At 66.1% G+C, this 8,818-nt stretch carries 6 protein-coding genes; 4 read left to right on the forward strand and 2 right to left on the reverse strand.

Going from position 1 to position 8,818, the window contains the following annotated elements:
• The coding region (locus tag GPA_RS14105) for a YhgE/Pip domain-containing protein (RefSeq protein ID WP_041239700.1) at nucleotides 1–1,263 on the forward strand (1,263 nt) is incomplete at its 5' end.
• A gap of 73 nt (nucleotides 1,264–1,336) precedes the next feature.
• Nucleotides 1,337–3,121 (forward strand): ABC transporter ATP-binding protein, encoded by a 1,785-nt coding sequence (locus tag GPA_RS14110; protein ID WP_015540284.1) that lies wholly within the window; start codon nucleotides 1,337–1,339, stop codon nucleotides 3,119–3,121.
• A 443-nt stretch (nucleotides 3,122–3,564) separates the two neighbouring features.
• On the opposite strand, the gene GPA_RS18425 is transcribed toward GPA_RS14110, so the two are convergent.
• Nucleotides 3,565–3,726: a hypothetical protein gene (locus GPA_RS18425; protein WP_015540285.1), complete on the reverse strand. Its 162-nt coding sequence runs from the start codon at nucleotides 3,724–3,726 to the stop codon at nucleotides 3,565–3,567.
• Between the two features lie 183 nt (nucleotides 3,727–3,909).
• Between GPA_RS18425 and GPA_RS14115 the strand changes: the two genes are divergently transcribed.
• Both GPA_RS14115 and GPA_RS14120 read left to right on the forward strand, forming a co-directional pair.
• Nucleotides 3,910–5,235 (forward strand): FAD-dependent oxidoreductase, encoded by a 1,326-nt coding sequence (locus GPA_RS14115; RefSeq protein ID WP_041239701.1) that lies wholly within the window; start codon nucleotides 3,910–3,912, stop codon nucleotides 5,233–5,235.
• A gap of 198 nt (nucleotides 5,236–5,433) precedes the next feature.
• Entirely contained in the window at nucleotides 5,434–6,834 is a 1,401-nt protein-coding gene (locus tag GPA_RS14120; RefSeq protein WP_041240606.1) for a Y-family DNA polymerase, read from the forward strand.
• Between the two features lie 553 nt (nucleotides 6,835–7,387).
• Here the strand turns inward: GPA_RS14120 and GPA_RS14125 are convergent.
• Complete coding sequence (locus tag GPA_RS14125) at nucleotides 7,388–8,629, reverse strand: ATP-binding protein (protein WP_015540287.1); 1,242 nt, start codon at nucleotides 8,627–8,629, stop codon at nucleotides 7,388–7,390.
• Between the last annotated feature and the right edge of the window lie 189 nt (nucleotides 8,630–8,818).

Consider the following 8,818-nt stretch of genomic DNA (forward strand, 5'->3'; position numbering starts at 1 on the left):
GGGCAGGCCGATGCCCTGGACGGGCAGGTTGCGGCGTGCCGGGACATCGTCGCGCAGCTGGAGGCGCTGCGCGAGCAGGTGCCGCCCGAGTACGCGCAGGCGCTCGAGAGCGCCATCGCGCGGATGAACGCCACCATCGGCCTGCTGGAGAACATGCGCGACACCATGGGGAGCGCCGCCGACAAGCTGGAGGCGGGCAGCGCCGACGTGCAGGCGGAGCGTGCGGAGATCAAGCGGCTGGCCGACGAGGCGCAGCAGAGTGCGGCCACGATGCGGGACGAGTTCGACGCCAACCTGAAACCGGGGCTCCAGAAGCTGGCCGACGAGGCGTCCTCGCTGGTTGCGAGCGTGGGTTCCGGTTTGGAGGGGCTGCGTGCCGCGGGGTCCGGCCTGTCGGATTCGGCTGGTTCCGCGGCAGCGGTGCTGGGCGGGGCGGCGGAGAAGATAGACGCGACCGTGGGCGAGCTGCACAGCGCCTCCGCCACGCTGCGCGACCTGGCCGACGGCATCGACCAGGCGCTCGTTGCCGGAGATGCCGACCTGCTGCGCGAGGTGCTGGGCTCCGACACGCAGGTGCTGTCGAAGGCGCTCGCGGCGCCCGTGGGCATCGACCGCGTGGCCGTGTTCCCGGTGGACAACTTCGGCTCGGCCATGGCGCCTTTGTATACTACGCTCGCACTGTTCATCGGATCGTTGCTGATACTGGTGGTGGTGAAGCCGACCGTTCCCGGCCGGGTGCGTGCGCAGTTGGTGGACCCGCAGCCGCGCCAGCTGTTCTTCGGGCGCTTCGGCGTGATGGCCTTCCTGTCGCTGGCGCAGACCACGGTCATGGGGCTGGGGAACCTGCTGTTCTTGCAGGTGCAGGTGACGCATCCGCTGCTGTTCATGCTGTGCTTCTGGCTCGCCGGGTTCGTGTTCACGTTTTTGATCTACGCGCTGGTGGCGGCGTTCGCGAACCTGGGCAAGGCCGTGGCGGTGCTGCTGCTCATCATACAGGTGACGGGGTGCGGCGGGTCGTTCCCGCTGCAGCTGCTGCCGCCGTTCATCCAGGGGCTAAGCCCCTGGCTTCCCGCGACGCACGTGGTGAACGCCATGCGCGCGGCCATGTTCGGCACCTATGGGGGCGACTTCTGGTGGGAGATGGGGCTGCTCGCGCTGTTCCTGATTCCGGCGGCCATCGTGGGCCTCGTACTGCGCAAGCCGCTGGCGAAGTTCATGAGCTGGTACGTGGAGCAGGTGGAGTCCTCGAAGCTGGTGGGGTAGAGCGCGCGGGCCTGAGCGACCGGAGTTGCGCGGGTGTGCGATAATCTTCTTGAAACACGAGAAGGAGAATCCTATGGCACCCTCCCGCGCGTCGACGACGCGACGCACGCTGCATTACTTCTGGCTGGTCACGCGCAAGCACCTCGGGCTGTTCGCCACGCTCATGACCGCGACGTTCCTGTTCGTGGCGCTGCTGTCGTACGGCAACCCCTACGTCATGAGCCTCGTGGTGGACCGCGTGAGCGCGGGCTCGGTGGCGCCCGACCAGGTGTTCGCCGTGTTCGGGCCCTACATCGCCGCGCTCATCGGCATCAACGTGGCCGGCCAGGCGGCCAGCAAGGTGCAGGACTACGCGATGTACCGCCTGCAGATCGCCGCCTCCTACGACCTGGCCACCATGTCGTTCGACGCGCTGTCCAACCAGTCGATGTCGTTCCACTCGAACCGCTTCGGCGGCACGCTGGTGAGCCAGACCACCAAGTTCATGAGCGCCTACCAGCTGCTGCTGGAGACCATCACGTTCCCGTTCCTGCCGGTGATATGCTCGGTGGTGTTCACGTGCGCCATCTTGGCGCCGCGCGTGCCGGTGTACGTGGCCATCCTCATGGCGCTGCTGGCGGTGTACGCGGGCGTGTCCTACTACATGTACAAGCGCATCCTGCACCTGAACGAGCAGGCGGCGAGCGCCCAGAACCAGCTTTCCGGCGAGCTGTCAGACTCGGTGGCCAACATCTTGGCGGTGAAGACCTACGGGCGCGAGGACTACGAGCGCGGCCTCTTCGACCAGGCCAACCGCGAGGTGGTGGCGCGCGACTCGAAGCGCATGTGGGCGTCGCTCACGCGCGGCATCGTGACGGCGTGCATCACCATCGCCATCATGAGCGTGGTGGCCGTGTTCATCGCGGGCGGCAACGCGTGGTACGGCATCACGCCGGGCACGCTCGTGGTGATGTTCACGTACACCTACACGGTGACGAACCAGTTCAACTTCATCAACAACGGCCTGCAGCGCTTCAACCGCGCGTTCGGCGACGCGAGCGGCATGACCGTCATCCTCGACGAGCCTCGGCTCGTGGCCGACAAGGCGGATGCGGCGCCGCTCGAGGTGCGCGAGGGCGCCATCGACTTCGAGGACATCGGCTTCTGGTACACCGACGGCGATGCCCGCACACGCGTGTTCGACGGCCTGGACTTGCACATCCCCGCCGGCCAGCGCGTGGGCCTGGTGGGCGCGAGCGGGGCGGGGAAGACCACGCTCACGAAGCTCTTGCTGCGACTGTCCGACATCCAGGAGGGGCGCATCCTCGTTGACGGGCAGGACATCTCCGACACCACCCAGCAGTCGCTGCGCCGCCAGATCGCCTACGTGCCGCAGGAGGCGCTCTTGTTCCACCGCTCCATCGCGGAGAACATCGCCTACGGGCGGCCCGACGCCACGATGGAGCAGATCCGCGAGGCGGCGCGCCAGGCGAACGCCTTGGAGTTCATCGAGCGGCTGCCGCAGGGCTTCGACACCGTCACCGGCGAGCGCGGCGTGAAGCTGTCGGGCGGGCAGCGCCAGCGCATCGCCATCGCGCGGGCGCTTCTGGCCGACTGCCCGGTGCTGGTGCTCGACGAGGCCACGAGCGCGCTCGACTCCGAGAGCGAGCAGCTGGTGCAGGACGCGCTGGCCACGCTCATGCGCGGGCGCACGGCCATCGTGGTGGCACACCGGCTGTCCACGGTTGCCTCGCTCGACCGCATCGTGGTGCTCGACGGCGGACGCGTGGTGGAGGACGGCCCGCATGCCGAGCTCATCGAGGCCGGCGGCGCCTACGCGAACCTGTGGAGCAGGCAGACCGGCGCGTACCTGGAGTAGGGGACTGCAAGGGGCCGCATCATAAGCTCCCGATCTGCGCCAAGCTCTCGGCTGCGAAAACCCCGGCAGGTGGGCCAGGCCCCCGTGCGCGGGAAACCGCCGTTTCTGGCAGAAATCGCGGCCTATTCGTCATCACCGAAGGGAGCGTTGTGCGCTTGCAGGGAGGGACGCCGCTCTCATCAGGTGAAACGCGGCTGTCTTCCACCGAGGACTTCGTGGCGGCGCGTTTTTGGAGCCCTCGATGACGAATAACCTCCAAAACCTGCCGCAAACCGCGGTTTCCCGTGCACGGGGGCTTCAGTCTCGGGGCGGTTGCGGCTCGCGCACGGCAGGGAGGCGCTGGCTATTCCGGGCAACTGTGCGGATGCGGGCGCCTCCGCACACCGTATGCGGGCGCCCTGTGCGCCGGGGGGGGGCGAGGCGGAGGCTCGGATGCCGCCCCGCTATCCGCGCTTCGAGCCTTGGCGGGAGATGCCGCCTTTGTGGCCGGAGGCCTTGTTGGGGCCCAGGCCTTTGGCGGCGCGCACCTGCATGTCGCGCGGGGCGCCCATGGCCTTGCCCTTGCCGCCGTTCGCCCACGCGTCTCTTCCGGGATTCTTCGCCATCGATCGCCTTTCCCTCGATTCCGGCGGATAGTGTATCATGCGAGCGCTCGGCGCGAGCGGTGCTCACGCGTGCGAAACCGTTCGGCAAAGCGTGGCAAACGCGTTTTGCCGGGCCGCTTTTCCGCTGGCGGGCCGAGGTACCCTGATGCCTGATCGTTCCTCTTGAAGACGAAAGGGCTCGGCATGACCTCTCTCTGGGAAGCGAGCGCCGTGCGGCCGCAGGGCTACGCGAAGGCGCTCGAAGGCGACCGCTCCGCCGACGTGCTGGTGATAGGAGGCGGCATAGCGGGTGTGCTCTGCGCGTATTTGCTGGCAGAGGCGGGATGCCGCTGCGTGCTGGTGGAGGGCGGCCAGGTGGGCGCCGGCGTGACGGCGAACACGACCGCGAAGGTGACGGCCCAGCACGGCCTCGTGTACGACCGGCTGATCAAGAAGAGGGGCGCCGATGCCGCGCGCCTCTACTTCGAGGCGAACCAGGCGGCGGTGGCGGGGCTGCGCCAGCTGGCCGATGCCGCTCCCTGCGACTTCGAGGAGAAGACGGCCTACGTGTACGCCACGGGCTCCACGGCGGGTATCGAGCGCGAGCTTGCCGCCTACGAGCAGCTGGGCATCCCGCACCATGTGCTGCCGAGCGCGCCGGTGCCGGTGGCGAACCGGGGTGCGCTGGGCATGGAGCGTCAGGCGCAGTTCAACCCGCTGAAGCTGTTGTTCGGGCTGCTCGGGCTCATGCCGTCCGTCGACGTGTACGAGCACGCGTTCGTGAGGGACGTGAGTGGGAACACGGCGCGCACGGACCGCGGCTCCGTGACCGCCGGCCATATCGTGTTCGCATCGCACTATCCCCTGGTCAACGTGCCGGGGTTGTATTTCGTGAAGGAGCATCAGGAGCGCTCCTACGCGCTGGCACTGGAAGGCGCCCCGCTTGTCGACGGCATGTTCATAGGCGACGCGGGCGGCTTCTCGTTCCGCACATACGGTGACTTCCTGCTGGTGGGAGGCGGAGGGCACCGCACGGGGCAGGGGCCGAAGCCCACGGAGGGCTATGCCAAGATACGGGCGTTCGCCGACGAGGCGTATCCGGGCGCGCGGGAGCGCTACGCGTGGGCGACGCAGGATTGCATGAGCCTGGACCATGTGCCCTATATCGGCGTGCATCGGCGTAGCCGCCCGAACCAGTACGTGGCCACGGGGTTCAGCAAATGGGGCATGACGGGCGCGCTCGTGGCCGCGCGTGCCATCGCCGATCTCGTGGTGCATGGTCGGAGTCCGGTGGAGGCCCTGTTCTCGCCACAGCGCTCGATGCTCGCTCCCAGCCTGCTCTCGAATGCGGACGTGTCGGCGGCGAACCTGGTGAAGCCGGGGCGGCGCTGCTCGCATTTGGGCTGCTGCCTGGCGCACAACGACGTGGAGGACTCGTGGGACTGCCCCTGCCACGGCTCGCGCTTCGCCGCCGACGGCTCGGTGCTGGAAGGGCCGGCCAAGCGCCCGATCGCTCCCGAACGCCGGTAGGCCGGGCGGGGTGTGACAGAGGGGCGGGATGTGACGGGTGTGACAGAGGGACGGGGATAATGTCACGTTCCTCGATGAGATGCAGGGCTGCAAAGCGCCTAGGAACGTGACATTATCCCCGTCCCTCTGTCACACCCGAAAGCGCTATACTGTACGAACAAACGTTTTGGTTAGGGTAGCGCGAGGAGGCGAGCGGTGGTGGAAGGGCGCACGTACGTGTGCATTGACTTGAAGAGCTTCTACGCGAGCGTCGAGTGTGTCGACCGCGGGCTCGACCCGCTGACGGCGAACCTCGTGGTGGCCGATCCCGACCGCACGGAGAAGACCATCTGCCTGGCCATCACGCCGTCGATGAAGGCGCTCGGCCTGCCCGGCCGCTGCCGCGTGTTCGAGATCCCCGAGGGCGTGCGCTACGTCATGGCGCGCCCGCGCATGCAACGCTACATGGAGGTGTCGGCCGACATCTACTCGATCTACCTGCGCTACGTGTCGCCCGAGGACATCCACGCCTACTCTATCGACGAATGCTTCATCGACGCGACGCCGTACCTTTCGCTGTACCGGATGGGCGCCAAGGAGTTCGCCGTCATGCTCATGGAGGCGGTGCTGGCCGAGACGGGCGTGTGCGCCACGGCGGGCATCGGGCCGAACCTGTTCCTCGCCAAGGTGGCGCTCGACATCACGGCGAAGCATGCCGAGGACCATATCGGATATCTCGACCAGGTCGAGTTCAAGCGTTCGATCCAGACCCACCGGCCCATCACCGACATCTGGAACATCGGGCCCGGCATCGCAAAGCGCCTGGCGAAGTACGGCGCGCGCGACCTGCGCGGCGTGTGCGAGGTGAGCGAGGCCACGCTCTACCGCGAGTTCGGGGTGAACGCCGAGTGCCTGATCGACCACGCCCACGGCGAGGAGCCCTGCACCATCGCCGACATCCACGCCTACGAGCCGAGCGCGCATTCGCTGGGGAACGGCCAGGTGCTGCCCTGCGACTACTCCTTCGACGAGGCGCGCGACGTGCTGAAGGAGATGGTGGACCAGCTCGTGCTCGACCTGGTGGAGAAGGGCCTCGTGGCTGGGTCGATCTCGCTTTATGTGGGCTACGCGAAAGGACGCGGCGCAGGCGGCGGGGCCGGGGCGCAAGGCGGCGGCATAGCAGGCGATGGCGGCCGCGTGGGCGGCGTGGCGGGCGATGACGGCACGGGCGGCGAATACTTCGACGGCGGCCACGGCAGGCGTCCCGCAAGCGGGCGGCGCGCGTTCCCGCACACTGGCGGCACGCGCAGGCAGCCGGACCGCACGAACCTCTGCTCGAGGCTCATGCCGCGGTTCCTCGACCTGTTCGACGAGACCACGCGCAAAGACGCACCCATCCGCCGCATCAACGTGGGCTTCGGCGGCGTGCTGCCCGAGGAGTTCGCCACCATGGACCTGTTCGCGGACGCCGAGGCGGAGGCCGAGGAGCGCAGGTTGCAGCAGGCGGTGTTGGCGGTGAAGGGGCGCTTCGGGAAGAACGCGCTTCTGCGCGGGACGAGCCTCAAGGAGAAGGCCACGGCGCGCGAGCGCAACGAGCAGATCGGGGGCCACCATGCCTGAGCGCCGTCCTCGCGCCGACCGCGCGCAGCAGTTCATGCCCTTCGCCGCGCTCAAAGGCTACTACGACCTCATCCGCGAGCGGGAGCGCACGGTAGAGCCGCGGCGCGAGCTGACCGACGAGCAGGCGCTCGAGCTGTCGCAGCGCCTCGCGGGCTTGGAGCGCCGCGAGATGGCGAGCATCGTCCACTACGACGGCGAGGCGTACGTACGACGCGCGGCCTGGTCAGCGACGTCGACCTTGCCGGCCGCACTGTCACCGTCGTCCGCACCCGCATCCCTTTCGACGACATCTGGGAGATCGACGCCAAGGAGCGAGGTCCTGCTGCGGAGCTCGGAGGGGAGGGACGCTAGCTTCTCGCCTGCTCTAGCTGCAGCATGCGCTGGCCGACGGAGTCTTCCAGCCGATGCGCCACGAGGTCGACCATCGCCGAGCCGTCGAGACCCTCGACGTCGCGCGTGAACGACTCGATGGCCCGGTAGCGGGAGCTCCGTTTCCCCTTGCTGATTCATCGAGTGGGTCCCGCCGCGAAGAGGTCGTCTCTTCGCGGCAATTTCAGCGATCAAGGAGCCAGTCGATGAGGTTGGCAATAAGGATGCCGTCTTCGGTTGTGCCGGTGCGGAAGCGGTCAAGCGTGAGGACCATCTTCGGGAACGAGTCTTGGATGGCTCGAAGCGGCGCAAGCTCGCGATCGTATACGGAGTTGTCGAGCATGGTTTCCGTCACTTGGAAATAAATCCGCTTGTCATGCCCGTTTGCAACGAAGTCCACTTCCGCTTTCTCGGCGGCCCCCACCCGTACATCGTATCCGCGCCTTAGGAGTTCGACAAGCGCTACGTCTTCTAACTGGAATCCCAGGTCGCGGGGCGAGAACCTCGTTGACAGATTGCGGAGTCCTGTGTCGACGGGGTAGAACTTCCTTAATGGACTGAGAACCTGCTTGCCTGCTATTCCCGATTGCTCGACGCCGTGAAGGATGAAAGACTTCTCAAGTGCGGAGATATAGTTATCGATCGTTTCCGCGGACGTTTTTCGGCCTGAACTGACGAGCGCCCCTACTACTTTGCGCGTGGAGAACAGGTTGCCCGAAGTGGAGAATAGATAGGTGACGAGTCGTTCGAGCAGCGCGATATCGCGGATTCCCCGACGGAGTGCGACATCGTTTAAGAGAACGGTATCGAAGATGGAAGACAGCTCTCGCGTGATGAACTCCTCGTTTTGTTGCTTGAGCGAGAACAGGCTGGGCATGCCGCCGTATCGCAGGAACTTTGAGAAAAGCTCGTCGGTCGAGGCGCTCGCATCGCCTTCGTGACGGTTGAAGTCGACGAACTCCCTGAAACTCAAGGGGAACACGTCGATGGTGACGCTGCGCCCTGCGAGAAGGGTTGCGAGATCGGATGAGAGGATGTGGGCGTTTGATCCCGTCAGGTATAGGTCGATGCCTCTTTCCGAGTGAAGCCTGCGAACGACTTTCTCCCAGCCTGCCACGTCCTGGATTTCATCGAGGAACACGTAGAAGGGGTTGTCCCGATCTGCCTTTTCCCACGCTTGCGTCACGTCTTGCAGCAAGGTTTCCGCTGAAACGTCCAGCGGTTCCTCCAGTAGGTCGAATCGGCGATAATATATATTGCGCGGTTCGACTCCTTGGCTAAGAAGGCTGTCTTTGTAGAGTGTCAAGATGGCTGACTTGCCGCAACGGCGAACGCCTTGCAGCACCTTTACCTGCTCGGCATCGCGATAGGCCTCCAATAGGCGTTGATAGCGCTCGCGAGGAATAAGGAATTCGCTATCAGTCATGCGGCGGCCTTTCAAAAAAGTGTAAGATATACCTTACACATTATCATAAATCTGGCTAATCGCAAGGTATACCTTGCGATTAGCTTTACCGTATGTCACTACAGGTACCTTCCCGTGATGCTGTCCGGATCGGCGGCCACCTGCTCGGGGGTGCCGGCGGCGACGATGCGGCCGCCGGAGGCGCCGCCG

The sequence above is a fragment of the Gordonibacter pamelaeae 7-10-1-b genome, assembly GCF_000210055.1.
GTDB lineage: Bacteria > Actinomycetota > Coriobacteriia > Coriobacteriales > Eggerthellaceae > Gordonibacter > Gordonibacter pamelaeae.

Excerpts from the sequence above, each read along its gene's own strand:
- GPA_RS14110 (WP_015540284.1), top strand. The coding sequence starts at position 1,337 with ATGGCACCCTCCCGCGCGTCGACGACGCGACGCACGCTGCATTACTTC.
- GPA_RS18425 (WP_015540285.1), bottom strand. The coding sequence starts at position 3,726 with ATGGCGAAGAATCCCGGAAGAGACGCGTGGGCGAACGGCGGCAAGGGC.
- GPA_RS14115 (WP_041239701.1), top strand. The coding sequence starts at position 3,910 with ATGACCTCTCTCTGGGAAGCGAGCGCCGTGCGGCCGCAGGGCTACGCG.
- GPA_RS14125 (WP_015540287.1), bottom strand. The coding sequence starts at position 8,629 with ATGACTGATAGCGAATTCCTTATTCCTCGCGAGCGCTATCAACGCCTA.